General features: G+C 62.3%; 20 protein-coding genes and 2 pseudogenes. 8 read left to right on the plus strand and 14 right to left on the minus strand.

All coding sequences use genetic code 11. The annotated features are described in order from the left end of the window. Nucleotides 1–113: 113 nt before the first annotated feature. The gene (locus CIW50_RS00305; RefSeq protein WP_149529324.1) at nucleotides 114–1,112 is read right to left on the minus strand and encodes an Hsp33 family molecular chaperone; all 999 of its coding nucleotides are present in this window, start codon (nucleotides 1,110–1,112) and stop codon (nucleotides 114–116) included. Nucleotides 1,113–1,291: 179 nt separating this feature from the next. On the opposite strand from CIW50_RS00305, the pseudogene CIW50_RS29800 reads away from it, so the two are divergent. Beyond that, nucleotides 1,292–1,731 (plus strand): annotated as a pseudogene (locus CIW50_RS29800) (aminoglycoside phosphotransferase family protein). Further along, a pseudogene (locus tag CIW50_RS29805) lies at nucleotides 1,730–2,050 on the plus strand (aminoglycoside phosphotransferase family protein); the annotation flags it as partial. The pseudogenes CIW50_RS29800 and CIW50_RS29805, both read left to right, overlap by 2 nt. A gap of 7 nt (nucleotides 2,051–2,057) precedes the next feature. Here CIW50_RS29805 and argF read toward each other — a convergent pair. Together argF and CIW50_RS00320 are read right to left on the minus strand one after the other, a co-directional pair. Continuing rightward, nucleotides 2,058–2,996, minus strand: coding sequence for an ornithine carbamoyltransferase (gene argF / locus CIW50_RS00315; protein WP_149529325.1), 939 nt, complete (start codon nucleotides 2,994–2,996; stop codon nucleotides 2,058–2,060). After that, nucleotides 2,996–4,234 (minus strand): aspartate aminotransferase family protein, encoded by a 1,239-nt coding sequence (locus tag CIW50_RS00320; RefSeq protein WP_149529326.1) that lies wholly within the window; start codon nucleotides 4,232–4,234, stop codon nucleotides 2,996–2,998. The genes argF and CIW50_RS00320 overlap by 1 nt, the downstream gene beginning before the upstream one ends. A gap of 446 nt (nucleotides 4,235–4,680) precedes the next feature. On the opposite strand from CIW50_RS00320, the gene CIW50_RS00325 reads away from it, so the two are divergent. Continuing rightward, nucleotides 4,681–5,190 carry a GcrA family cell cycle regulator gene (locus CIW50_RS00325; RefSeq protein WP_149529327.1) on the plus strand — a complete coding sequence of 170 codons (510 nt, stop codon included), beginning with the start codon at nucleotides 4,681–4,683 and terminating at the stop codon, nucleotides 5,188–5,190. A gap of 102 nt (nucleotides 5,191–5,292) precedes the next feature. Here the strand turns inward: CIW50_RS00325 and phoB are convergent, their stop codons facing one another. The 10 genes from phoB to CIW50_RS00375 all read right to left on the minus strand — a co-directional run bounded on the left by phoB (nucleotide 5,293) and on the right by CIW50_RS00375 (nucleotide 15,475). Beyond that, complete coding sequence (gene phoB, locus CIW50_RS00330) at nucleotides 5,293–5,997, minus strand: phosphate regulon transcriptional regulator PhoB (protein WP_068737970.1); 705 nt, start codon at nucleotides 5,995–5,997, stop codon at nucleotides 5,293–5,295. Between the two features lie 40 nt (nucleotides 5,998–6,037). Further along, the gene (gene phoU / locus CIW50_RS00335; protein ID WP_149529328.1) at nucleotides 6,038–6,751 is read right to left on the minus strand and encodes a phosphate signaling complex protein PhoU; all 714 of its coding nucleotides are present in this window, start codon (nucleotides 6,749–6,751) and stop codon (nucleotides 6,038–6,040) included. Between the two features lie 29 nt (nucleotides 6,752–6,780). Next, complete coding sequence (gene pstB / locus CIW50_RS00340; RefSeq protein ID WP_149529329.1) at nucleotides 6,781–7,608, minus strand: phosphate ABC transporter ATP-binding protein PstB; 828 nt, start codon at nucleotides 7,606–7,608, stop codon at nucleotides 6,781–6,783. Beyond that, nucleotides 7,605–8,450 (minus strand): phosphate ABC transporter permease PstA, encoded by an 846-nt coding sequence (pstA, locus tag CIW50_RS00345; protein WP_149529330.1) that lies wholly within the window; start codon nucleotides 8,448–8,450, stop codon nucleotides 7,605–7,607. The genes pstB and pstA overlap by 4 nt, the downstream gene beginning before the upstream one ends. Nucleotides 8,451–8,453: 3 nt before the next feature. Further along, complete coding sequence (pstC, locus tag CIW50_RS00350) at nucleotides 8,454–9,452, minus strand: phosphate ABC transporter permease subunit PstC (protein WP_149529331.1); 999 nt, start codon at nucleotides 9,450–9,452, stop codon at nucleotides 8,454–8,456. 144 nt (nucleotides 9,453–9,596) lie between these two features. Further along, entirely contained in the window at nucleotides 9,597–10,607 is a 1,011-nt protein-coding gene (gene pstS / locus CIW50_RS00355; RefSeq protein WP_149529332.1) for a phosphate ABC transporter substrate-binding protein PstS, read from the minus strand. A 434-nt stretch (nucleotides 10,608–11,041) separates the two neighbouring features. Then, the gene (locus CIW50_RS00360) at nucleotides 11,042–12,358 is read right to left on the minus strand and encodes an ATP-binding protein (RefSeq protein WP_149529333.1); all 1,317 of its coding nucleotides are present in this window, start codon (nucleotides 12,356–12,358) and stop codon (nucleotides 11,042–11,044) included. A 39-nt stretch (nucleotides 12,359–12,397) separates the two neighbouring features. Beyond that, on the minus strand, nucleotides 12,398–13,444 hold the full coding sequence (locus CIW50_RS00365; protein ID WP_149529334.1) for a lysylphosphatidylglycerol synthase domain-containing protein: 1,047 nt from the start codon (nucleotides 13,442–13,444) through the stop codon (nucleotides 12,398–12,400). A 331-nt stretch (nucleotides 13,445–13,775) separates the two neighbouring features. Beyond that, nucleotides 13,776–14,075, minus strand: coding sequence for a hypothetical protein (locus tag CIW50_RS00370; RefSeq protein WP_149529335.1), 300 nt, complete (start codon nucleotides 14,073–14,075; stop codon nucleotides 13,776–13,778). Then, a complete protein-coding gene (locus CIW50_RS00375; protein ID WP_149529336.1) occupies nucleotides 14,072–15,475 on the minus strand; it encodes an OmpA family protein in 1,404 nt (467 codons plus the stop codon). Before CIW50_RS00375 ends, CIW50_RS00370 begins: the two co-directional genes overlap by 4 nt. Before the next feature lie 162 nt (nucleotides 15,476–15,637). Between CIW50_RS00375 and CIW50_RS00380 the strand changes: the two genes are divergently transcribed. Then, entirely contained in the window at nucleotides 15,638–16,696 is a 1,059-nt protein-coding gene (locus tag CIW50_RS00380; protein ID WP_149529337.1) for a polysaccharide deacetylase family protein, read from the plus strand. A 46-nt stretch (nucleotides 16,697–16,742) separates the two neighbouring features. Here the strand turns inward: CIW50_RS00380 and CIW50_RS00385 are convergent, their stop codons facing one another. Then, nucleotides 16,743–17,468 carry a CBS domain-containing protein gene (locus CIW50_RS00385; RefSeq protein ID WP_149529338.1) on the minus strand — a complete coding sequence of 242 codons (726 nt, stop codon included), beginning with the start codon at nucleotides 17,466–17,468 and terminating at the stop codon, nucleotides 16,743–16,745. Nucleotides 17,469–17,633: 165 nt separating this feature from the next. On the opposite strand from CIW50_RS00385, the gene CIW50_RS00390 reads away from it, so the two are divergent. From CIW50_RS00390 to atzF, 4 genes are all read left to right on the plus strand, one after another. After that, nucleotides 17,634–18,440, plus strand: a complete 807-nt coding sequence (locus CIW50_RS00390) for an SDR family oxidoreductase (RefSeq protein ID WP_149529339.1) — start codon at nucleotides 17,634–17,636, stop codon at nucleotides 18,438–18,440. Nucleotides 18,441–18,705: 265 nt separating this feature from the next. Then, nucleotides 18,706–19,455 carry a cysteine hydrolase family protein gene (locus tag CIW50_RS00395; protein ID WP_149529340.1) on the plus strand — a complete coding sequence of 250 codons (750 nt, stop codon included), beginning with the start codon at nucleotides 18,706–18,708 and terminating at the stop codon, nucleotides 19,453–19,455. Next, the gene (locus CIW50_RS00400; RefSeq protein ID WP_149529341.1) at nucleotides 19,452–21,095 is read left to right on the plus strand and encodes a regulator; all 1,644 of its coding nucleotides are present in this window, start codon (nucleotides 19,452–19,454) and stop codon (nucleotides 21,093–21,095) included. The genes CIW50_RS00395 and CIW50_RS00400 overlap by 4 nt, the downstream gene beginning before the upstream one ends. Before the next feature lie 54 nt (nucleotides 21,096–21,149). Continuing rightward, the gene (gene atzF, locus CIW50_RS00405; protein WP_149529342.1) at nucleotides 21,150–22,955 is read left to right on the plus strand and encodes an allophanate hydrolase; all 1,806 of its coding nucleotides are present in this window, start codon (nucleotides 21,150–21,152) and stop codon (nucleotides 22,953–22,955) included. Nucleotides 22,956–23,005 lie beyond the last annotated feature (50 nt).

Here is a 23,005-nt window from a genome sequence, read left to right on the forward strand (position 1 = left end):
CGGGTTCGCACTTCAGCGGCTTCGCCGCTTGCGTGCGCCCCGGAATGACGAGCTCAGGCTCGCGAACCTCAGCCACTCCACTTGAGTGGCGGGACGTGACGAAGGCGAACGCCCTATTCCACGCCCGCTTCCTGCGGTGTGAACTCGTAGACCGACGAACAGAACTCACAGGTCACGACGACCTTGTCGTCCTTGACCATGTCGGCGCGGTCCTGCGGCTCGAAGCTCTTGAGCATCCCGGACACGGCATCGCGCGAACAGGAACACTCCGCGCGCAACGGCGACGGCGCGAAAACGCGGACGCCGCGCTCGTGGAACAGGCGATACAGCAGCCGCTCGCCGGACAGATCGGGATCGATCAGTTCCACATCCTCGACCGTCCCGATCAGCGACTGGCCTTCGATCCAGGCGTCATCTTCCGGCACGGCATTGGCGGTCACGCCGTCCGGCGCGTCGCCAGCGTGGAGATCGCGCTGCACGCGCTCCGGCGCCTTCGGCAGAAATTGGAGCAGCATGCCGCCGGCACGCCAGCGATGTGTCGGGCCACCCTCCTCGCCGCTGCGCCATTCCTCGCCCACGGCGAGGCGCACCTTGGTCGGAATCTGTTCGGAGCGCAGGAAGTATTCGTGCGCGGCATCTTCCAGCGTACCGCCGTCCAGCGCGACAAGCCCCTGATAGCGGCTCATGTCGGGGCCCTGATCGACGGTCATCGCCAGATGGCCCTTGCCGAGCAGCGCCGCGGTGCCGAGACCGGGCACCAGGCGTTCGGCATCGAACCGCGCATAAGCGCGCATTTTATCGGGCGCGCGGAAGTCGACGATCATCAGCGACACCGGACCGTCGGTCTGAGTCTGCAGGATGAAACGGCCATCGAATTTCAGCGACGAACCGAGCAGCGTGGTCAGCACGATGGCCTCGCCGAGCAGCTTGGCCACCGGCGCAGGATAATCATGCTTGGCGAGCAATTCATCGAGCGCCGGGCCAAGCCGGGTCAGCCGCCCGCGCAGATCGAGCGGCGCGACCTCGAAAGGCAGCACCGCGTCATCGACCGGAACGGAGGACGGCGCGCGGATGGGGGCGTCGGGCTGGAGCTTTGGATCTGATGGGGTCATGGCGCTCTATGTAGGGGCGAGGAGCTGAAATCGAAACCCCGCAAAGGGGCAAATGTCCGAACGAATACAAGGCATCCGGCGACGATTTGCCCCGCTCGGACCAGATATCTACCAAGTATAAGCGAACGATGTTTGAAACTTACCTCGCGCGACGGCGCCTCGTCCCGGACGGCACGGCCATGACCTCCCACGCCGGATATTTGCTGCCTGTCCTGCATCGGGGCCAGCCGGCGATGCTGAAACTGGCCAAGGGCGAGGACGAACGCGCCGGCAGCGCGGTACTGGAATGGTGGGACGGCAACGGCGCCGCACGGGTCCTGGCCCGCCATGACGACGCTTTGCTGATGGAACGAGCGCAAGGCCCCGCCTCGCTCTCCGACATGGCGCGCGGGGGACAGGACGACGAAGCCTCGCGCATCTCTGCGCCGTGGCGGCGCGATTGCACCGGCCAAGGCAAAAATCGCCGCCTCCGCTGGTACCGCTCCGGCATTGGTTTCGCGAACTCGCGCCGGCCGCAGCGACCCATGGCGGCCTGTTACGTCGCTGTTCTGAAACGGCCAACGCTTTGCTGGACGACCCGCGCGAGGTGACCGTGCTGCACGGCGCACCTCCACCATGACAATGTGCTCGATTTCGGTGCGCGCGGCTGGCTTGCCATCGATCCGAAACACATCATCGGCGAACGTGGCTTCGACTTCGCCAACATCTTCACCAACCCGGATCTCTCGGACCCCACGCGCCCGGTCTCAACCTTGCCAGGCCGTTTCCAGCGGCGTGTCGAGGTCGTCAGCGACGCGGCCAAACTCGATCGCTATCGCTTGCTGCAATGGGTCCTGGCGTGGACCGGCCTCTCGGCGGCATGGTTCCTCGGCGACGCCGATCCGGCGAGCATCGACTTTCAGGTGGCCGAGCTGGCCGCGACAGAACTCAATCGCTGATCGCGTCTCACGCAACCGCGTTGAGGCACCAGGCCAGAATGCCCTTCTGCGCATGCAGACGGTTTTCGGCCTCGTCGAACACCACGGACTGCGGACCGTCGATCACCTCGTCGGTAACCTCGTCGCCGCGATGGGCCGGCAGGCAGTGCATGAACAGTGCGTCCGGCTTGGCCAGCGACATCAGGCGAGCATTGACCTGATAGGGTTTCAACAGATTGTGGCGGGTCTCGCCGTCCTTGTCGCCCATCGACACCCAGGTGTCGGTGACGACGCAATCGACGCCCTTCACCATCGCATCGGGATCGTCGCTGAAGGTGATCGGCGCGTTCGTCGCCTTGACCCAGTCCTTGAACGGCTTCTTCGGCGAGAGCTGCGGCGGCGTCGCGATATTGAGTTTGAACTGGAAGCGCTCGGCCGCATGCGCCCAGGACATCAGCACATTGTTGTCGTCGCCGGTCCAGGCCACGGTGCGGCCCTTGATCGGCCCGCGATGTTCCTCATAGGTCATCACGTCCGCCATCACCTGGCAGGGATGCGAGAACCGCGTCAGGCCGTTGATGACGGGCACGGTCGCATTCTCCGCAAGCTCCACCAGCGAGTCGTGATTGAGGATGCGGATCATGATGATGTCGACGAAGCGCGACAGCACGCGCGCGGTGTCGGCAATGGTCTCGCCGCGACCGAGCTGCATTTCAGCGCCGGTGAGCATCACCACCTCGCCGCCGAGCTGGCGCATGCCGACCTCGAACGATACGCGGGTGCGCGTCGAGGGCTTCTCGAAGATCATCGCCAGCGTCTTGTTCTTGAGCGGACGATCGGGCTCGGCATTGGAGCCGTCCCGGCCCTTCAGCTTCGCCTTCATGGCGGCAGCCGCGTTCATGATATTGCGCAACTCGCTGGCCGGCACGGCCGTGAGATCGAGGAAGTGCCGCGGTGACGTGCTCATCACGCGGCTCCCTGCGTCTTTGCAGATGCCTTGGCAGATGAGCCGAGCGCCACGCAGGCCTGCTCCAGTCGCTGCACGGCCTGTTCGATCTCGGGCTCACTGACGATCAGCGGCGGCAGGAAGCGCACGACATTGTCGCCGGCACCAACCGTCAACAGCTTCGCGTCACGCAATGCGGCTACGAGATCGCCCGCCGGCACCACGGCCTTGAGGCCGATCAGAAGACCTTCGCCGCGCACTTCGCTGAGCACGTCCGGGTGGCCGTCGACCACACCCGCGAGCTTCTGTTTCAGCAGCAGCGACATCTTTTTCACATGGTCGAAGAAACCGGGCTTCAACATGATATCGAGCACGGAATTCGCCGCAGCGACGGCCAGCGGATTGCCGCCGAACGTCGAACCATGCGAGCCGGGCGCCATGCCTTCGGCTGCAGCGGCCGTAACGAGACACGCACCGATCGGGAAGCCGCCGCCTAGCGCCTTGGCCAGCGACATCACATCCGGCGTCACACCGATGCGCTGATAGGCAAACAGTTCGCCAGTGCGGCCCATGCCGGTCTGCACTTCGTCGAAGATCAACAGGATGCCGTTCTTGTCGCAGAGTTCGCGCAGCGCGCCGAAGAAGGCGTTGCTCGGCGCACGTACGCCACCCTCGCCCTGCAACGGCTCGATGAGAATGCCGGCGGTGTTCGGACCAATCGCCTTCTTCACGGCCTCGATATCGCCGAGCGGCAACTGATCGAAGCCGTCGAGCGGCGCACCATAACCTTCAAGATATTTCGCGGCGCCGGTCGCGGCGAGCGTGCCGAGGGTCCGGCCATGGAACGCGCCTTCAAAGGTAATGATGCGCGTGCGCTCGGGATGGCCCTTGGAGAAATGATAGTGGCGGGTCACCTTGATCGCGCATTCCATCGCTTCCGCACCCGAATTGGCGAAGAACACGAAGTCGGCAAAGCTCTGTTCGCACAGCCGCGCGGCGAGGCGCTCACCGTCCGGGCTCTTGAACAGGTTCGACATGTGCCAGAGCTTGGTGGCCTGCTCCTGTAACGCGGCGACCATATGCGGATGGGCATGACCGAGCGCGTTGACAGCAACGCCACTGGTAAAATCGAGATAGCGCTCGCCATCGATTCCAATCAGCCACGCGCCTTCACCGCGCTCGAAAGCGACATCCGCACGCGCGAAAACAGGCAGCAAATGAGCCTGAGACAGGGGCGAGGACGTTGCGTTGCTGGTCATAACCGATCCGATCGAAAAGACTGCGGCCGCGTCGATGACAATTGTGCGAAATCGAACAACGGACCCTAGAAACGAAACGTGCCGCCCTTCTCGGGCGGCACGTGGGCATTATTCTATGTGTGCTGTGTGCACTGTCAACCGCGCACTGCGGCTTTCGAGTCACACGGAGTCGCAGAAAAAGCCGATTTTGCTGCTTTGTCTGCAGAAGCATGTGGACGCGGCATGCCCGACTCTTGCGCGTGAGTCACGTCATATTGTAGTTTTTCGCCTGTCGGATACGACATCTCGTGCGGCGTAGATCCTTTTGACACATCCAGTGCGGCGTAACAGCCGGACGCGAAATTCGCGCCCGGTGAGCGCTAAGGGATTCTGACCGCAAGGGATTTTTGAAGTCTCAACTCGCAGCGCCGCCTGGTCAGGCCGGCGCTCACGAAGGGAAAATGGCGATGACGGTAATGACATGGACCGACGATCGCGTCGAACAATTGAAGAAACTCTGGGAAGGCGGCCTTTCCGCCAGCCAGATCGCTGCGGAACTCGGTAACGTGACCCGCAACGCCGTCATCGGTAAGGTTCACCGTCTCGGCCTGTCCGGCCGCGCCAAGAGCCCCTCCTCGGCAGCTCCGCGGCAGCGCAAGGCGCGCCCGGCGCAGCAGATGGTGCGTGTCGCCCGCCCGATGGCGCGCGGCAACACGGCATTGGCCCACAATTATGAGATCGAGGCCGAGCCCGACCCGATCGCCTATGACAACGTCGTGCCGATTAGCCAGCGCCTGTCGCTGGTTGAACTCAACGAAGCCACATGCCATTGGCCGATCGGCGATCCGTCGAGCCCCGAATTCTACTTCTGCGGCGGCAAGGCACTGGCTGGCGCGCCCTATTGCGCGCACCACTCACGCATCGCCTATCAGCCGGCCAGCGACCGCCGCCGCGCGGTGCCGAAGCCGACGCGCTAAGCTGGAAAGCATCTGAACCAAATCAAAATGCCCGGTGATGAGCCGGGCATTTTTTATTTGAGGCTTCTGACCTCGCCTCGCTTGCGGGGAGAAGGAAGATACTCACTCCGCCGCCTTGTCGAAGCGGTCATCCAGCGCGTAGCCGGCGCCGCGCACCGTGCGGATCGGATCGGGCTCGCCAGCGGGATTGAGCAGTTTGCGCAGACGGCCGATATGCACGTCGACGGTACGCTCGTCGATATAGATGTCACGGCCCCAGACGCTGTCGAGCAACTGCTCGCGGCTGAATACGCGGCCCGGATGTTCCAGGAAGAACTCCAGCAGGCGATATTCGGTCGGACCGAGGTCGATTGGACGGCTGGACCGCACGACGCGGCGCTTGTCGCGGTCAAGTTCGATATCGCCGAAAGCGAGAACCGTAGCCAGACGCTCCGGCGCGGCTCGCCGCAGCAGACCCTTCACGCGCGCCAGAAGTTCCGGCACCGAAAACGGCTTGACGATGTAGTCGTCAGCGCCGGTGGCGAGACCGCGAACACGCTCGCTCTCTTCGCCACGCGCCGTCAGCATGATGATCGGCAGCGCCTTGGTTTCGGGCCGTGCACGCAAGCGGCGGCACAGTTCGATGCCGGACAGGCCCGGCAGCATCCAGTCGAGCACCACGAGATCCGGCACCCGCTCCTTCAAGCGGGTGTCGGCATCGTCGCCACGAGCTACGGTTTCAACGTCGTAGCCCTCGGCATCGAGGTTGTAGCGGAGGAGCGTCGTGAGTGCTTCCTCGTCTTCAACCACTAAAATGCGCGCGTTCATTGCCATATCTATCAACTACCTTCCGTAGCGACCAATCGGCTCAGGCCGTCGGCGTATTTGCGAATGTGGTCATGTCGCCTTTAGGGCGCTTGTCGAGCATCTGCTGACCCTCGATCATGTAGAACACGGTTTCCGCGATATTGGTGGCGTGGTCACCGATCCGCTCGATGTTCTTGGCGCAGAACATCAGGTGGATACAGAACGAGATGTTGCGCGGATCTTCCATCATATAGGTGAGGAGTTCGCGGAACAGGGAGGTGCAGATGGCGTCGATTTCCTCATCGCCCTTCCACACCGTCATGGCGGCCGGCAGATCATGCGCGGCATAGGCGTCGAGTACAGCCTTGACCTGGGTGGTCACCAGATCGGTCATGTGCTCGAGGCCGCGGATCAGCTTCAGCGGATGGAAGTCGCTGTCGAGCGCATTGACGCGCTTGCCGATATTCTTGGAGAGATCGCCGATACGCTCCAGATCCGTGGCGACGCGCAGCGCGCCAACGATCTCGCGCAGGTCGACAGCCATGGGCTGACGCTTGGCGATGGTCAGCACGGCACGCTCTTCGATCGTGCGCTGCAACTGGTCGATCTCGGCGTCGGTGGCAACAACGCGTGCACCGAGTGCGACATCCCGACGGACCAGCGCATCGACGGATTCGACGATCTGCCGTTCCGCGAGGCCACCCATCTCGGCGACGAGACGGGTCAGCTCCTGCAGATCGTCGTCGAAAGCCTTGGTGGTGTGTTCAAAAGCCATTTCTCAATCCTCTCGCGAATTATGTCGCGTCAGCCGAAGCGGCCGGTGATGTAATCCTGGGTGCGGCGGTCGGTCGGCGACGTGAATATCTTGTTGGTCTGATCGAACTCGATCAACTCGCCGAGATACATGAAGGCCGTGCTGTCGGAGACACGAGCAGCCTGCTGCATGTTATGGGTCACGATCGCGATCGTGTACTGATCCTTCAACTCGTCGATCAGCTCCTCGATCTTCGCGGTCGAGATCGGATCCAGCGCCGAGCAGGGCTCGTCGAACAGGATTACTTCCGGCCGAACCGCGATGGTGCGCGCGATGCACAGGCGTTGCTGCTGACCGCCCGACAGGCTGAGGCCCGACGCGTTGAGCTTGTCCTTGACTTCGTTCCAGAGCGCACCGCCACGAAGTGCCTTCTCGACGCGAATGTCCATCTCCGACTTGGAGATCTTTTCATAGAGACGGATGCCGAAGGCGATGTTTTCGTAGATCGTCATCGGGAACGGAGTCGGTTTCTGGAACACCATGCCGACGCGGGCGCGCAGCAGGTTGAGATCCAGCTTCGGATCCAGAATGTTCTGGTTGTCGAGCATGAGCTGACCTTCGGCGCGCTGGCCGGGATACAGGTCATACATGCGATTGAAGATGCGCAGCAGCGTGGACTTGCCGCAGCCCGACGGGCCGATGAATGCGGTCACGCGGTTCGCCATCAGCGTCAGGTTGATCTTCTTCAGAGCGTGATGTTCGCCATAGTAGAAGTTCAGGTCGCGCACAGTGACCTTCGGACGGGTCTCGCCCTGCAGGGCCGACGGTGGCGGCATCGAGACGGAGGGAATGCCAGACGACACAGAAAGCTCACTCATTTTGCTGTCCTCTCGGCGCCGAGAATGCGTGCGCCAATGTTAAGGGCAAGTACGGTCAAGGTGATGATGAGGGCACCGCTCCAGGCGAGCTGCTTCCAGTACTCGTAGGGGCTTTGCACGAAGTTGTTGATGGTCACCGGCAGGTTGGCCATCGTCTTGGTGAGGTCGAGGCTGAAGAACTGGTTGCTCAGCGCGGTGAACAGCAGCGGCGCCGTTTCACCGGCAACACGCGCCGTCGCCAGCAGCACGCCGGTGATGAGACCTGCACGGGCTGCACGATAGGCGATCCGCTTGATCACCAGGGAACGCGGCAGGCCGAGCGCCGAGGCGGCTTCACGCAGCGGATTGGGCACGAGACCAAGCATGTCTTCGGTGGTGCGAACCACGACGGGGATCACGATCACGGCGAGCGCAAGCGAACCGGCGAGAGCCGAGAAGCCCCCCATCGGAACCACCACCGCGCCATAGACGAACAGGCCGATGATGATGGACGGGGCCGACAGCAACACGTCGTTAATGAAGCGGATCACCGAAGTGAGTTTGTCGTGCTTGCCGTATTCAGCGAGATAGGTGCCGGCAAACAGACCGAGCGGTGCACCGATGCCAACGCCAATCACAGTCATGATGACCGAACCGACGATGGCATTGAGCAGGCCGCCTTCCATGGAGCCGGGCGGCGGCGTGTTCTGGGTGAATATCTGCAGGCTGATGCCGGCGAGACCGTTGTAGAACAGCGTGAACAGGATCAGCGCGAGCCAGGTGACGCCGAACAGGGCGGCACCCATGCAGAGACCGCGGACAATCGTGTCGTTGCGGCGGCGGGATGCGTAAATCGGATTCATGACCTAGTTCCCCGCCTTCTTTTCAAGCCGCATCAGCATCAGACGCGCAGCCGAAAGCACCATGAAGGTGAGCACGAACAGCAGCAGGCCGAGCAGGATGAGGCCGGACTGATGCAACCCGTCGCTCTCCGCGAATTCGGAGGCGATCGCCGCCGAGATCGTGGTGCCTGGACCGAACAGCGAACCGGTGATGCGGAACGAGTTGCCTATAATGAAGGTCACCGCCATCGTCTCACCGAGCGCGCGGCCGAGCGCCAGCATGATGCCGCCGATCATACCAACGCGGGTGTAGGGGATGACGACATTGCGAACGACTTCCCAGGTGGTGCAGCCGACGCCGTAGGCCGCTTCCTTGAGCACCGGTGGCACCGTCTTGAATACGTCGACCGAGATCGAGGTGATGAAGGGCAGTACCATGATGGCGAGGATCAGCGCGGCGTTGAACAGCGAGAGATAGGACGGCGGACCGGCGAAGATGGTGCCGAGCACAGGCACGCCTTCGAAGGTCGAGATCAGAAATGGCTGGAAGTGGTTGGCCAAGAACGGGCCGAGCACGAAGAAGCCCCACATGCCATAGATGATCGAGGGAATGCCGGCGAGCAGTTCGATCGCCATGCCGATCGGACGACGCAGCCATTGCGGGCACAGTTCGGTGAGGAAGATCGCGATGCCGAGGCCGACCGGAATGGCGATCGCCATGGCGATCACCGACGTGATCAGGGTGCCGTAGATCGGGCCCAGCGCACCAAGGACCGGCGGATCAGCCGACGGGGCCCAGCGCTGCGTGGTCAGGAACGAGAAGCCGAATTCGTGGAGCGCCGGCCAAGCGCCGGCAATGAGCGACAGGATGATGCCGCCGAGAATGAACAGAACGGACAGCGCGGAAATGCGCGTGATCCAATAGAACGCCTGATCTCCAGCCTTGAAGGCGTTCAACGCCTTGGCGCGGTCATAAGGTCCAGCGGCGTCCATCGGTGAGCTCTGTACGGCCATGTCTGCCACGCCAGTCCCCTATATTGTTACGATACCCAAAACGCATTGCCCTGGACGGGCCTGTCAGGGCGCGAAGTCAGAATAGCGAAGAGAAAATCAGCTCTGTAGAAAATAGGCGGAGGAGAAATGCCCTTCCCCTCCGCCCGTACCGGATCAGCTCTTGATGTCAGCCGACCAGGTCTTTTCGATCAGCTTGACGACGGGTTCCGGCATCGGAATGTAGTCGAGCTCCTCAGCCATCTTGGCGCCCTTTTCGAACGACCACTTGAAGAACTTCACGGCTTCAGTCGATGCAGCTTTATCGACCGGGGTCTTGTGCATCAGGATGAAGGTCGCGGCAGTGATCGGCCAGGAAGCTTCGCCCGGCTGGTCGGTCAGGATGACGTAGTAGCCAGGAGCCTTGGCCCAATCGGCGTTCGACGCAGCGGCCTGGAAAGCCGCAACGGTCGGCTGCACGGTCTTGCCAGCCTTGTTGACCATGCCGGTATAGGTCAGCTTGTTCTGCTTGGCGTAAGCATACTCAACATAACCGATGGCATTCTTGGTCTGGCCGACGTTGCCAGCAACGCCTTCGTTGCCCTTGGCGCCAACGCCAACCGGCCACTCGACGGCGGTACCGGTGCCGACCTTGGTCTTCCAGTCAGCCGAAGCCTTCGACAAATAGTCGGTGAAGTTGAAGGTGGTGCCCGAACCGTCCGAACGACGAACGACGGTGATGGCAGCCGACGGCAGCTTCAGCTTCGGGTTCAGCTTGGCGATGGCAGCGTCGTCCCACTTGGTGACCTTGCCGAGATAGATGTCGCCGAGCACTTCGCCGGAGAGAACCAATTCGCCCGAGGCAATGCCTTCGAGATTCACGACGGGAACGATCGCGCCCATCACCATCGGCCACTGAACCAGGCCGTCTTTCTCGAGCTGCTCAGCCTTGAGCGGCGCGTCGGTGGCGCCGAAGGTCACGGTCTTGGCCTGGATCTGCTTGATGCCAGCGCCCGAACCGATCGACTGGTAGTTGAGACCATTGCCGGTCTCTTTCTTGTAGGCGTCGGCCCACTTCGAATAGACCGGGAACGGGAAGGTCGCGCCAGCGCCCGTGATGTCGGCGGCAAATGCCGAGGTCGAAGCGGCCACCAGGCCAGCAACGACGATCGTTTTCAGGAATTTCATGGTTGTCTCCATCTGGTGAGCGATGACGCCGAATGCGCCAGGTTGGTGCTCACGCCGCTCGTTTAGGGACGGTCGATTGTGCTTTTATGATAGTTACGTGACACTTGGATGACGGCATCAAGCTTTTGTAAATGCTTGGATTTTTTGGCTTTGCGGGTAATCTTACCGTGTAAATGACATCAAAAATGCCGCGCCATAAGGGTCATGCCAGGCCGTCAAGGTCGACCGTCACAGGGGTTAACAATATGTTTCAGCAGGCGGAATCCGGCCCCGCGAACATGCGCGCGTATGACAGTTGCGGGCACGGAATCGAGGTTGATCGGACGCAATGCCGCACCACGCGCCGGGGCTTTTTGACTGTCTGGGCGCAGCCATACGAGGCCGCCCGAGGGCGGTCCGTAGCGGGGCGTGCAGGATGAAGGGAGCTTGAGGCGTCAGGACGCGGCGGAGGCGGGAGGCACCGGCGGCGTCTTTACCTGCGGAAAGGCGGCGGTGAAGGTCGCACCGTTCTTCGGCACGCTTTCGATCAGCAGTCGGCCGCGGTGCCGGTTCAGGATGTGCTTCACCAGCGAGAGGCCGAGGCCCGTGCCGCCCTGTGCGCGGCTATCGCCGACGTCGACCCGGTAGAAACGTTCGGTCAGGCGCGGCAAATGCTCTGGAGCGATGCCCGGGCCATAGTCCCGCACGGCGACGCGGATTTCCGGTACGCCTTCCGCAGTCGACTCCGTGGTCAACGATACGTCCACCTTGCCGCCGGACGCGCCGTATTTCAGTGCGTTCTCGATCAGGTTCTCGAACAGCCGAAGCAATTCCTCGCGATCGCCGGCGATGGACACCGGCGTCTCCGGCAGCGCCATTTCGATCCGGACGTTGCGCTCATTGGCCAGCGGCTCCAGCCCGTCGCCGACCTGGCGGATGATGGGGAGAATATCCACCAGCGTATCCGGCCGCACATGCGCCGACAGTTCGACGCGCGACAGCGACAGAAGATCGTCGATCAGTCGCGCCATGCGGGTCGCCTGCGCATGCATGATGCCGAGAAAGCGCTCCCGCGCCTTGGCGTCGTCCTTGGCTGGCCCCTGCAGCGTATCGATGAAGCCCGACAGCGCCGCCAGCGGCGTGCGCAGCTCGTGGCTGGCATTAGCGACGAAATCGGCACGCATTTCCTCGACGCGGCGCAGTGGCGTCTGGTCGTGGAAGGTCATCAGCATGCATGTGTCAGTGCCGCCGAACGCCGTCGGGACCGGCACCGGCGTGATCATCAATTCCATCCAGCGATCGACCGGAACGTGATCGAGATAGGTGGCGCGACGCGGCTCGGTGGTGGCGATAGACTCGCGCAAGGCGGTGATGATCTCCGGCGAGCGCAGCGCGAATTGAGCCAGTTCGTTCTTGCGCAATGCTGGCGCGAGCTGCGCAGCAGCGACATTGAGATGGATAACGCGGCCGGCGCGATCGAGCAGGACGGCGGGATCGGGAATGCCGGCGATGATGGCGCGCACGGCGGGCGCCTCGACAGGATTGGCGGCCAGAGCCTCGTCGCGTGCAGTCACCACGTCGTGCAGCCGCCACGGCACCAGCGCCGCGCCGGCGATGCAGGCGAACACGATGCCGGCGCGCAGCGGCGACAATTCATCGAAAAGCACCAGTGCAGCCAGCGCCAGGCCAGCGGCCAGCAGGATGATCGCCGAATGCCGCAGCCGGTCCGGCCACGGCGAGAACATGGTCGATGGAGAAGCTTCAATGGCCATCTGAACCGGATCTCTTCCTGCTGCGAATCCGAACGTGTGTCAGGCGCCGGAGCGGCCGTGCTCTTTCAGCGGATGGCCGACGCCAGGCTTGGCGTCTGCCGCGACCGCCTGCAGCTTTTTCGATCGCGAGCCGACAATAAGCTCGCGAAGCGTCAGTAACATGACTGATATAAAGAACGGAGCAAGGTAATATAGCACTCTGAACAGTAGCATACCGGCCAGCAGCTTTTCCTGATCCATCATTTCGAGGCCGATCAGCATTGCGGCGTCGAACACCCCAAGCCCTCCCGGCGAATGGCTGGCGAAACCCAGCAAAGTGGCCGAGACGAACACCACGGCGACCACGACGAAGCCGACATCGGGCTCGGCGGGCACCAGCATATACATCGCCAGCGCGCAGAAGCTGAGATCGATGATGCCGATGGCGATCTGCAGCAAGGTCAGCGGGCCGCCTGGCAGCACCACCGACCAAGGGCCGCGGCCGACACAGCGTGGCTTCATCCAGACCCAGACCACATAGCCGACGAGACCGGCAAGGATGACATAAGCCAGGATGCGGTTCATCCATGGCGGCACCTGGTTGATCGCGCTGGCGGCCTCCGGGTGATAGGCGATGCCCAAGCCGAGCACCGCGAGATTGCCGAGCCAGAAGGTCAGGCCAGCCAGAAACACAATCTTGGCGACATCGACCGCACTGAGGTCCCAGGCCGAATAGATCCGGTAGCGTACCGCGCCGCCGGTGAAGACACTGGCGCCGACATTGTGGCCGATCGAATAACTGGTGAAGGCCGCCAGCGCATTGATCCGGTAAGGCACGTCGCGACGGCCGATCGTGCGCACCGCGAACCAGTCATAGAATGTCAGCGTGAAATAGCCGGCGGCGACCGACAGTGCCGACAGCATGATCAGCCGCGGCTCGGTCTCGGTCATCGCCTGGAAAACGGCAGCGGCGTCGATGTTGCGCAGCTTGTGATACAGCATGTAGCAGGCGACGCCGATTACCGCGACGCTGATCAAGACACCGAGCTTGTGCAGGATTTGCTTCTCGCGCAGAAACGAAATCGCTCTGCGTATTGCTTCCAGCATCTCAACCTCGAATGCGATCCGTTGACCAGGGAGATCTGGACCAGGGAAACCTGACTAACCTTGGCGGAACCGCCACATCACGTTGTCTCCGGCACAACCGTCGTAGCGCGTTTTTCGGCAAAGTGGAATTCGCCGGCTGTGAATAAAAACAAGTCACATCAGTATATTAGGCCAGTCCTAACAAACCACCAGCCTCTCGGGCGCATTCGCTGCGGCAAAATGCCAACGTCCTGACGCGTCTCACGTCACAATGAAGCTTTCGTGACCCTCCGCCGCCGATTTGGCGGCGAGACGTTGATAAAAAAGACGGCAGCGGCATGCACCACAGACCTCACGTCGCGCGGGCCTGCTGCCTGACCACCACGATGTCGCGCAGCCACGATCCGATGGCGCAGCCGACGAGATAGAAGCCGAACAGCGCGAGGCCGAGATCGAGCCAGTAGCCGAAGCGGCCGGGCACTACTTTGGCGATGGCGATTCCGATGATGACAGCCACGATCACCGAGAGGCGCTGGATCCATGCCCGCGACACCGAGCGGCCGCGATAGACCACAGCGATCCAGCCCATGCAGAAACCGATCAGGAACGCCCCGAGCAGCCAACCCCAATGAAACATCGCAAGATAGGTCATGGCGCTTGCCTCACGACGAATTCGATCCGACGGTTCTGCAGCTTGCCTTCGTCGGTATCGTTGGTGGCGATTGGCTGCGTGCTGCCGTAGCCGATGGTGGAGAAACGGTCCGCCGGCAGGCCTGCCTTCACGAGATATTCTTCGACGGCGAGCGCGCGCTTTTCCGACAGCGACTGGTTGAACGCCGCGTCGCCATCGCCATCGGTGTGACCGGCGATCTCAACCCGGACATTGGGGCAGCGCATAGCGATTTCCACGAGGCGATCGAGCAAGCCCGCGGAATCCACATTGATGCTGGCGCTGGACGTCTCGAACCGGATGCGGCCCTTGGTCAGATTTTGCGCGAAGAGCTGCTGGCACACGCTGGCATCGACCGGGGCCGCGGCGGGCTTCACCGATACTTCGGCTTTGGCCTGCCAGCCCTGCGGAAGTTCTCGCGCCAGACTTGCGCGGATTTGGTCGGCGGCGACTTCGTAGAGCGCGTCCCCCGACAGTTTCACCTCACGATCGGACACCACCAGCGTGCCGGTCGACAGGCGTGAGAGCGCTCCCAGCGCCGTCGTCACCGCCGCGGCAAAACCGCCTGGTGCGCCGATGCTGGCCTTCAGATTGTCGACGATCTTCTCATTGCCGAACTTGCGTCCGGCAGCCGACGCAAGCGCGGCGTGGATGTTATTGTCCGGGACATAGCCGCTCAGCGTCAGCGTGTTCGTCACGGGATCCTTGTTGGCCTGGAATACATAGGCGGGTGCCTTGATGTCGTTGGCTGCGACCGTGAAGCCTTCCGGCAGATTCTTCAGCGCCGCCGCAATGGCTTCGCGGCCGCCGAGATCGCGCGCCATACCGGAGAGGCTGACATTCGCATCCGAAATGACCGCCTTGCCTTCCTTCAGCTTGGCGACCTGATCAAGCAACAACACGGCTGCGGCATCAAACCGCGGCGGCGCACCGCGCTTCAGACCCATGCGGTCAGAGACCTCGGTTCCGCTGAGTGCGGCGCGGGCCGCTTCCACGATTCGCGCCTTGCTGGCCGGTAGTGGCGCGGTTCCCCACAGCGTGACGCGGACATTGTCGCGCTCCGCGACCCAGACAAACGGCTTGGCCTCGGCGACGAGACGGGTTTCGTCATTGACCAGGCGGACGCCCGGTGATGCCTCGACCGACGAGACTGCGCTGCGACGGCCCTCTTCGGAGAAGGCTTCCGCGGAAAAGGTGACGTCACGGCCGGCAACCGTGATCTGACTCTTGTCGAGGATCGTGTTTTTCAGCGCTGCGGTACTGCGCGCCGTTAAATCCGTTTCAAGCGGAATCGTGCTAACCCAGGCAGCGACCACCCAGAGGATGGCAAGCGGGATGAGCCCCGGCCACCATTTGGCACTCCACCTGTAAAATCCGTGCATTCGACGTCCTGCGGGTCTGGAAACAGAGAGAAAACAAACCCTTGCGGGACTGTCAAACTGAAATCAAGGCAAACCTCTGGCGTCGCCGCGGGTATTCGAATAACGCTTTGTTCAATCGTTTCTGATCATTTCCGTGGGTAGCATCAATTGCTCGGTCATACGATGAAGCAGATTCGCAACACGATTATTCGTGCCGGCCTGGATGCGCTGTATTTCAGCGGCGCCCACCGCGTGCTGCGACCTATCTTCGGCGGCGTGGGCACCATTTTCATGCTGCATCATGTGCGCCCCGCGCATGCCGGCCTGTTCCAGCCCAACCGCCACCTTGAGATCACACCCGATTTCCTGCGCGCAACCCTCGCTTATCTTCGCGCAACCGACGTCGATATCGTGACGCCCGATGAAGTGCGACGGCGACTGACGGAACATGATGTCTCGCGCCGCTTCGCCTGTTTCACCTGCGACGACGGCTATCGCGACAACCGCGACCATGCATTGCCCGCGATGCGGGATTTCGACGCTCCCTTCACGGTCTATGTCACCAGCGACTTCGCCTCCGGCACAGGTCGGGTATGGTGGGTGGCGCTGGAGCGCGTCGTTGCCAAGGCCAATGTGATCGAGGCCCCGATCGACGGACAGATGGTGCGCATGGACACATCGACTCTCGCCGGCAAGGACATGGCGTTCGACCGTCTGCATGAATGGCTGCGCGGATTACCGGAAGAAGCGAATATCCGTCGCGAGGTCAACGCGCTCTGCGTCGCGAACGGCATCGACGAAGACGTCATCAGCAGCGAACTGTGCATGTCCTGGGACGAACTCAAACCTTTCGCCGCCGATCCGCTGGTGACCATCGGCGCGCATACCGTAAGCCACTGCAATCTCGCCAAACAGACCGAAGCAATGGTCGTGCATGAGCTGTCAGCCAGCCGCACCGATATCGAAAACGTTCTGCAGCGCCCGGCCGTGCATCTCGCCTATCCCTATGGCGACCGCTGCGCCGCGGGCACACGGGAATTCGCACTGGCGAAAAGCGCCGGCTTCGAAACAGCCGTGACGACGCGCCCCGGCGTGATCGCCTCGGAGAATTCCTCGCAGCTCACGGCGCTACCGCGGGTTTCGCTGAACGGCAACTATCAGGACACCCGCTATCTTCCGGTGCTGACCTCCGGCGCGGCCACCGCGATGTGGAACGGCTTTCAGCGCGGCGGCGTCGGCTAGTCTGGCCATGCGCTGCAGGCGAACAGCAGCCCCGCGCCCCACCGGATCAGACCGGCTTTTGCGGTAAATCGGTATCCGGCGGAAAGTACACGCCCGACATCGGATCGACCCAGCACAGACGCTCGTTGACCCGGATTACGCCAGCCACGTTTTCAGCAGCCACGACAATAGCCCGGCGAACATTCTCGTCCGTGATGAAGCCGTTGATCTCCACAACGCCATCCTTCACGCGCACATTGAGACCGAACGGCGTCCATTCGTTATGCCTGAGCACAGCGATGACGCGGCGGCGGATCAACGCATCACTCGACCCGACATCGGACACATCGCGCGTTACATCGGCAATCGCCTCGACGAAATTCTGCCTGCTGACGATGCCCACGAGCGCCCCGCCCTGCAGCACCGGGACACGTTTGACGTGATATTTCTCCATCACCTCAACGATATCCGACAGCTCCATGTCCGGGGTGACCGTGCGCACATCACGCGTCATGATCTCATGCACCTTACGGCCGGCTTCGCGGACATAATCGGCGGCCTGCAGACTGGGGCCACGCACGAATTCCAGCCATCGCGGGCGTCTGCGTTGCGTTCCAACCTCCTGGCGGCGGAGAAAATCGCGCTCGGTGACAATGCCGACCAGTCTGCCGGCGGCATCCACCACCGGCAATCCGCTGACGTGATGGTCGATCATCAGCCTCGCGGCCTCGCTGATCGCGGCATCGGACGACACGGTAACGACCTCGCGGGTCATAATTTGATGAGCTTTCATGGCGCTCCTCGTTGGATTGAGATTTGCTACTGAACCAACCAATACGAGAAAGTTACCCCAACCGCTGGTTTTAGCCTTGATATAGCTCAACTGCGGCGACGTTCATTGACTCGCCCCGCCCGCCGCCGCACACAATCGATCCAACGACAAAAAACGGGAGGCGTCATGTTCAACAATCTGTTTTCGCTCGATGGACGCATTGCACTGGTGACCGGCGGTTCGCGCGGCATCGGCAAGATGATCGCGGCGGGATTTCTCAACCAGGGCGCAGCCAAGGTCTACATCACCGCACGCAAGGCTGGGCCGTGCGAAGCGACCGCGAAAGAACTCTCCGCGCAGTATCCCGGTGAATGTATCGCGCTGCCGATCGACATTTCGACGATGACCGGCATCGAGATGCTGGCTGCCGAAATCAAAAAGCGCGAACCGAAGCTCGACATTCTCGTCAACAATGCCGGCGCGGCCTGGGGCGCGGACTTCGACGAATTTCCGGAGAGCGGCTGGGACAAGGTGATGACGCTCAACGTCAAAACGCCTTTCTTTCTGACCAAGGCGCTGGCCGGGCCGCTGCGCGCAGCAGCCAGCGCAGATAGGCCCGCCAAGGTCATCAATATCGCTTCCATCGACGGCATCTTCGTCAATCCGATGGAGACCTATTCCTATGCCGCCAGCAAATCCGGCCTGATCCACCTGACGCGCCGCATGGCCGTCAAACTGATCAAGGACCATGTGGTCGTGACGGCGATCGCGCCTGGCCCCTTCCAGTCGGACATGAACAAGGCCGCGCGCGACAATGCCGATGAGGTGGCAACCCGCGTGCCCGCCGGCCGTATCGGCACCGACGAAGACATGGCAGGCACCGCTATCTATCTCGCCTCGCGCGCCGGCGATTATGTGGTCGGCGCAACCATCGCGGTGGATGGCGGCATCGTTTACGCGAATCCGGGCATCAAGGGCGACGGCTGGGACTGAGGGCATGCAGGTCGCGTCATTGCGAGTCCCCAGGGGCTGCAATGGCGCGCGATCGCTGCCGATCTATCAGCCTGGTCTACAAAATAAGCAATCAACCAGACCAAAATCTGCGAACGACATTTAGTCTGCAAAGCTATTTCGAAATAACCATCTGATTTATATGGATATAATTTCCATCATTCTCTAATTTCCCTTGTTGTACACAATGGCACGCTGCTTGCTTCGTTAACTTCCGAGACATCCATGCCTCGGGGAGTAAACGGCAATGGCGGACTCACTGCATACAACTGCTGTCCTCGCCGAGCCCGGCCCGATCGCGGTCTATTGGGGCACGACGGCGCTCATCATCATCGACATGCAGCGCGACTTCATGGAGCCGGGCGGCTTCGGTGAGACGCTCGGCAACGACGTGTCGCAACTTGCCCGCGCCGTCGCGCCCATCGCCGCGGTGCTGAAAGCCGCGCGCGAAACGGGGATGATGGTGGTGCACACCCGCGAGGGACACCTGCCTGACCTGTCCGACGCGCCGCCTGCCAAAATCGCGCGCGGCGCGCCGAGCCTGCGGATCGGCGATCCCGGACCGATGGGACGCATTCTGATCCGCGGCGAAGCCGGCCACGACATCATTCCCACGCTCTATCCCGTCGAAGGCGAGATCGTCATCGACAAGCCCGGCAAGGGCGCATTCTACGCCACGACGCTCGGTGCCGATCTCAAGGCGCGCGACATCGACACGCTGCTGGTCTGCGGCGTCACTACCGAAGTCTGCGTCAACACCACCGTGCGTGAAGCCAACGACCGCGGCTATCGCTGCATCGTCATATCGGACGGCTGCGCATCCTACTTTCCCGAATTCCACGAGATGGGCCTGAAGATGATCAAGGCCCAGGGCGGCATTTTCGGCTGGGTCGCCGACTCCAGCGCCATTCTCGACGCCATCACCCGTTCCGAAACTACACTTTCCGAAAACACCCTGGAGACTTCCAACAAACTTGCAGCAGGAGCATCACGATGAGCACGACCGCAGGGACGTTTGCTAAAGATTCTGCCGGCAAAGCTGAGTTCAAACCTGTCCTATGGACGCCGGGCGACTGGAATGCATTCTTCGGCTTCGGCACCAATATTCTCGTCAACATGCTGGTACTCACGGGCCTGCTGCGCTTCGTGCTGAAGATGCCCGACAACATCGTGTTCGGCCGCATCCTGCCCGCCATGGGCCTGATGATGTGCATGTCCACGATGTACTACGCCTGGCTTGCCTACAAACTGGCGCAGAAGACCGGCCGCAGCGACGTCTGCGCGCTGCCCTCGGGCATCAGCGTGCCGCATATGTTCATCGTCACCTTCGTGATCATGCTGCCGATCTCGATCACCACGAGCGATCCCATCAAGGGCTGGGAAGCCGGCCTCGTCTGGGTGTTCTTCCAGAGCTTCATCCTGATGATCGGCGGCTACGTCGCGCCCTGGATCCGCAAGGTGACGCCGCGCGCCGCACTGCTCGGTACGCTGGCCGGCGTGTCCATCGCCTTCATCGCGATGCGTCCGGCACTGGAAATGTTCATGACGCCAGTGATCGGCCTCACATGTTTCGCCATCATCATGCTGAGCTGGTTCGGCGGTTATAAATATCCCAAGGGGATTCCGGCCGGTCTCGTCGCAATCGGCGTCGGCATGGTGATCGCCTGGGGCTCCAATCTCTTTGGAGTCGGTATCGGCGGTGTCAGCGTTGACGGCGTCAAGGCAGCCTTCACCAACTTCGGCTTCTCGGTGCCACTCCCGGCATTTGATCACGTGTTCTCGGGCTTCCAGTTCCTCGGCATCATCCTGGTCACCGCCATTCCCTATGGCATCTACGATCTGGTCGAAGCGATGGACAACGTCGAGTCGGCAGAAGCAGCTGGCGACAAATATCCGACCACCCGCGTGCTGACCGCTGACGGCGTTGTCTCACTGATCGGCTGCCTGATGGGCAACCCCTTCATCAACGCAGTCTATATCGGCCATCCCGGCTGGAAGGCGATGGGCGGCCGGATCGGTTACTCGGCAGCGACCGGCCTCATGGTGATCGTATTGTCATGGTTCGGCGTCATCTCGCTGATGCTGGCCGTCATCCCTGTGGTCGCGATCTCACCGATCCTTCTCTATATCGGCATGCTGATATGCGCGCAGGCCTTCGAGACCACGCCGCGTGAACACGCTCCCGCCATTGCGCTCGCGCTGACGCCGCATCTTGCAGCCTGGGCTACGGTGCTCTTGTCGGGTGCCCTCGGCGCCGCCGGCATGAACTTCGGGGCTATCCACTCGCCCGAGTTCATCGCCAAGATGGGGCAGAACGGCGTGCTGTTCCATGGCCTCGAAGTCATGGGCGGCGGCTCGATCCTGGTCGGCCTGGTGCTCGGCGCCATCACGGTCTTCGTCATCGAGCGCAAATTCGTCAACGCATCGGCCTTCGCTCTGGCGGGTGCGGTCCTGACCTATTTCGGCTTCATGCACGGCGAGGCGATCGGCATCGGCGGTGGATTGGGGGTGACGCCCGGCGTCTCTCTCGCTTATGCTCTCGTTGCAGCCGGGCTCTTTGCCGCGGACAAGTTCGGTGCAACCAGCCTGTCTTCTGTCCCGCAATCGGAGCCGCCACTTGCCGTGCCTGCTGAATAATATCATCTCAACCTGCGGGTGGCACACCCGTGCCATCCGCAGCAGGTTCGCATCGTGAGTGAGTCCGTTCCCGAAACGATCGCTGCCATCGTTGCCGCGCATCGCGCTGGCACCGTGACGCCCGCGCAAACCGTGGCCCGCAGCTATCAGCGCATCCGCGACCGCGGCGACACCGCCATCTTCATCACGCTCCGCAACGAAGCCGAGGCGATCGCCGAAGCCGAGGCGCTCGCTGCGAAAGATCCCGCCACGCTGCCGCTCTACGGCGTGCCGGTCGGCGTGAAGGACAATATCGACGTCGCCGGTCTACCAACCACCGCCGCCTGTCCCGCTTTCGCCTATAATGCAACGCGTGATGCCAGCGCCGTGGCGCGGCTGCGCGCGGCGGGCGCGATCATCATCGGCAAGACCAATCTCGACCAGTTCGCCACCGGTCTGGTCGGCGTGCGCTCGCCCTATGGCATTCCCAAGAACGCGATCCGCGACGATCTCGTGCCCGGCGGATCGAGCTCCGGCTCTGCCGTTGCCGTGTCCGCGGGCCTCGTGCCGCTGACACTTGGCACAGATACTGCGGGCTCCGGCCGCGTGCCGGCGATGCTCAACAATATCGTCGGCCTCAAGCCGAGCCTCGGCCTGATCCCAACCGCCGGCGTCGTGCCGGCCTGCCGCACGCTGGATTGCGTGTCGATCTTCACGCTCACGGTGGATGATGCTGTTGCCGCGCTCGATGTGATGGGCGGCTATGACGCGCATGATCCCTATTCGCGCAAGCGGGTGCCGGGTTCGCTCACCGCGTTTCCGAAGGGCCTCAAACTCGGCGTGCCGCGCAATGGCCAGCTGATCTTCTTCGGCGACAAGGCCTCGGAGAAAGCCTACGAGGACGCGCTGAAGCGCTGGACGGCGCTCGGCGCGACGCTGGTCCAATTCGATCTCGAGCCGTTCTATGAGACCGCGCGGCTGCTTTACGACGGTCCATGGGTGGCCGAGCGCCTGCTGGTGATCCGCGATCTGCTGGCCTCCGCGCCGGATGCGATTCATCCGGTGACGCGCGAGATCACCATTGCCGGTGCACGCCAGAGTGCGACGGATACGTTCGCGGCCCTGTACAAGCTGCAGGATCTCAAGCGCGTCGCAGAACAGGCTTTCACTGCTATCCATGCGCTGGTGCTGCCGACCGCGCCGACCGCCTATACAACGGCGCAGGTGCTCGCCAACCCCATCGAGCTCAATTCGCGGCTCGGCACCTATACCAACTTCGTCAACCTGCTCGACCTCTGCGGCCTCGCCATCCCTTCAGCGATGCGTGCCGACGGCATCCCATTCGGCATCACGCTACTGGCGCCGGGCGGCGATGATGCCCTGCTTGCCAGTATCGGACGTGTGTTTCACTCCGACACCAGACTACCAGTCGGCGCCAGGGCGCTGCCGCAGCCGGCGCTGGCACCGCTCTCCGACAAACCCGCCGATGACGAAATCGGCATCGCCGTGGTCGGCGCGCATCTGTCGGGCATGGCGCTGAACGGTGAGTTGCAGGCGCTGAATGGTCGTCTGCTGAAAGCAATGACAACTGCGCCGGACTACAAATTCTATGCGCTCAACGGCACCACACCACCCAAGCCGGGCCTGCTGCGCGTCGCCGATGGCACAGGCTCGGAAATCGCCGTCGAGGTCTGGGCGCTGTCGGCGGAAGCTTTCGGCAAGTTCGTCGCGTCTTTGCCAGAACCGATGTCGATCGGCACGCTGCGGCTGTCTGATGGATCCCGTGTGAAGGGCTTCCTCGTGGAAGCCAGGGCCACCGAAGGTGCGCGCGATATCTCGTCGTTTGGCGGATGGCGGGCCTATATGGCGAGCGCAAGGTAGGCCGTAGTGCGATCTCTCAAAGTGTCGTCCCCGCGAAGGCGGGGACGACA

Origin of the sequence: Tardiphaga sp. P9-11 (assembly GCF_008329525.1) — a bacterium.
Lineage (GTDB): Bacteria > Pseudomonadota > Alphaproteobacteria > Rhizobiales > Xanthobacteraceae > Tardiphaga.

Excerpts from the sequence above, each read along its gene's own strand:
- CIW50_RS00305 (WP_149529324.1), bottom strand. The coding sequence starts at position 1,112 with ATGACCCCATCAGATCCAAAGCTCCAGCCCGACGCCCCCATCCGCGCG.
- argF (WP_149529325.1), bottom strand. The coding sequence starts at position 2,996 with ATGAGCACGTCACCGCGGCACTTCCTCGATCTCACGGCCGTGCCGGCC.
- CIW50_RS00320 (WP_149529326.1), bottom strand. The coding sequence starts at position 4,234 with ATGACCAGCAACGCAACGTCCTCGCCCCTGTCTCAGGCTCATTTGCTG.
- CIW50_RS00325 (WP_149529327.1), top strand. The coding sequence starts at position 4,681 with ATGACGGTAATGACATGGACCGACGATCGCGTCGAACAATTGAAGAAA.
- phoB (WP_068737970.1), bottom strand. The coding sequence starts at position 5,997 with ATGAACGCGCGCATTTTAGTGGTTGAAGACGAGGAAGCACTCACGACG.
- phoU (WP_149529328.1), bottom strand. The coding sequence starts at position 6,751 with ATGGCTTTTGAACACACCACCAAGGCTTTCGACGACGATCTGCAGGAG.
- pstB (WP_149529329.1), bottom strand. The coding sequence starts at position 7,608 with ATGAGTGAGCTTTCTGTGTCGTCTGGCATTCCCTCCGTCTCGATGCCG.
- pstA (WP_149529330.1), bottom strand. The coding sequence starts at position 8,450 with ATGAATCCGATTTACGCATCCCGCCGCCGCAACGACACGATTGTCCGC.
- pstS (WP_149529332.1), bottom strand. The coding sequence starts at position 10,607 with ATGAAATTCCTGAAAACGATCGTCGTTGCTGGCCTGGTGGCCGCTTCG.
- CIW50_RS00360 (WP_149529333.1), bottom strand. The coding sequence starts at position 12,358 with ATGGCCATTGAAGCTTCTCCATCGACCATGTTCTCGCCGTGGCCGGAC.
- CIW50_RS00365 (WP_149529334.1), bottom strand. The coding sequence starts at position 13,444 with ATGCTGGAAGCAATACGCAGAGCGATTTCGTTTCTGCGCGAGAAGCAA.
- CIW50_RS00370 (WP_149529335.1), bottom strand. The coding sequence starts at position 14,075 with ATGACCTATCTTGCGATGTTTCATTGGGGTTGGCTGCTCGGGGCGTTC.
- CIW50_RS00375 (WP_149529336.1), bottom strand. The coding sequence starts at position 15,475 with ATGCACGGATTTTACAGGTGGAGTGCCAAATGGTGGCCGGGGCTCATC.
- CIW50_RS00380 (WP_149529337.1), top strand. The coding sequence starts at position 15,638 with ATGAAGCAGATTCGCAACACGATTATTCGTGCCGGCCTGGATGCGCTG.
- CIW50_RS00385 (WP_149529338.1), bottom strand. The coding sequence starts at position 17,468 with ATGAAAGCTCATCAAATTATGACCCGCGAGGTCGTTACCGTGTCGTCC.
- CIW50_RS00390 (WP_149529339.1), top strand. The coding sequence starts at position 17,634 with ATGTTCAACAATCTGTTTTCGCTCGATGGACGCATTGCACTGGTGACC.
- CIW50_RS00395 (WP_149529340.1), top strand. The coding sequence starts at position 18,706 with ATGGCGGACTCACTGCATACAACTGCTGTCCTCGCCGAGCCCGGCCCG.
- CIW50_RS00400 (WP_149529341.1), top strand. The coding sequence starts at position 19,452 with ATGAGCACGACCGCAGGGACGTTTGCTAAAGATTCTGCCGGCAAAGCT.